The organism is Daejeonella sp. (assembly GCF_049655485.1).
In the GTDB taxonomy this organism is placed as follows: domain Bacteria; phylum Bacteroidota; class Bacteroidia; order Sphingobacteriales; family Sphingobacteriaceae; genus Daejeonella.
In genome coordinates this window covers 1-1,689 of the sequence record NZ_JBASJU010000386.1, presented here as the reverse complement: position 1 = coordinate 1,689, position 1,689 = coordinate 1, and the positions used below count along the sequence as shown (strand labels likewise).

Sequence of the window (1,689 nt, the reverse complement as noted above, 5' to 3'; positions counted from 1 at the left end):
GCGTGAAATACTCCGAATTGCTAGTTTAAAATTCATCTTTAAAGAAATTTGATTTCTATCAGCATGTAATACTAACTATGTACCATGTTTTTAACGCGTTGCTTGCCAACTAGTTATGCCAGATGTTAGCTGTCTGTTGTCCGGTTACGATACACTGTATGTTCGATAATGAACTATATATATATAGTTTTTCAATTACAAAAGTAGTTATGAAACTTGGAACCGATTTATAGCATAGGTACAATAGTTGAATTATCAATTTCGCTGATTAATGTTTGTAAAGAAATTGAAATGCTTGTGACCCTGTTGCCGAGTGGCCTCGTTTAAAACAGCAGGATGAAGCTGGTCCCTACATCAGCCTTTGAAAGAACTTGAATACTACCGCCATGTAGCATCATAATTTGCTTACATAGTGTTAAACCGATTCCACTTCCCGTTTTACGAGTGCTGAAGAATGGTATAAATATCTTGTCGAGTACTTCCTCCTCAATCCCAACACCATTATCAATAATCTTAATAATGGTTTTTTCGTTAGTTTTTTCCCCATAAAGAATGATCCTGGGTTTACTCACGCCCTTCAGAGCTTCTATTGCATTTACAAGCAGGTTAATTAATACCTGTTCGACGAGAGCCAAGTCGGCTTCAAACATCAGATTCGGATCTTTGAGAATTATCTCCAGCTCAATAGTTTTTTGTATTAGCGTTGGCTGCATGAGTGAATGAAGATTCTCGAATAGGTCGCGCACGTACAGCGTCTGTAGATTTGGTTTAGTTATTTTATTCAGGTTTCGATAAGTTTCTGCAAACTTTAATAGGCCTTCGCTTCTTTTCTTTATAGTACTGATACCTAATTCAAGATCGAAGAGGTTGTTTTCTGTATCTAGACGCTTATCCAAAGCTCCGAGACGGTTTTTTATCGTGTCTGCCAATGAAGATATTGGAGCGATCGAGTTCATGATTTCGTGTGTCAGGACACTTAATAATTTCTGCCAAGCCTTTGATTCTGTTTCGTCGAGGGCTTCATTGATATTCTGAAATGCGATAAGCTGATATTTAATGCCGTTTGTCTGAAACGCCGTAGCTGAGAGCAGGGTCTTGACGCTCATTTTTCGGGTAAGTATCGTTGCGATTTTCGAGTCGCCGGGACGTAGGGATGATATGTCCAGATAGAGATTTTGATCCCGCTTTGATAACGATTGAATATTTTTCAAATATGGCCGATCAAGCATTGTTTTCAAGGCTTCGTTCATCCAGATTACTTCGCCGCTATCGGATTCAAAAGAGAGAATACCCGTATTTACCAATTCAAGAATCTTCTGCATGTACTGATATTGTGTTTCTTTTTCCCGCGATACTTGCTGAAATATGCGGCTGATATCATTAAGATTGGTGTAAAGAGGCTGGAGTTCCGAAACAGAATGGGTATTGTAATTCCTTGAGAAATCCCGATAATGCAGAGCCTTTGAAAACTGATCTACTTCTTTATAAAGCTTTAGCTGTTTAATATAGATTTGATAGATCTGATAAATGTTAATCAGCCCCAACATCAGGGAATAAGTATACATTTCCTTAATCAGCAGGTACGCGGACAGGCTCAACGTTACAAATAGCCCAATAGTGCGGAGGAGGGTATTTAATCTAACTTTATCCACTACAGATCATACTTACTTAACCGGCGGTATAGTGCTG

The 1,689-nt window shown here is 38.5% G+C and carries 1 protein-coding gene; it reads right to left on the bottom strand.

All coding sequences use genetic code 11. The annotated features are described in order from the left end of the window. Nucleotides 1-323: 323 nt before the first annotated feature. Nucleotides 324-1,652: a sensor histidine kinase gene (locus WBJ10_RS15735; RefSeq protein ID WP_424291992.1), complete on the bottom strand. Its 1,329-nt coding sequence runs from the start codon at nucleotides 1,650-1,652 to the stop codon at nucleotides 324-326. Nucleotides 1,653-1,689 lie beyond the last annotated feature (37 nt).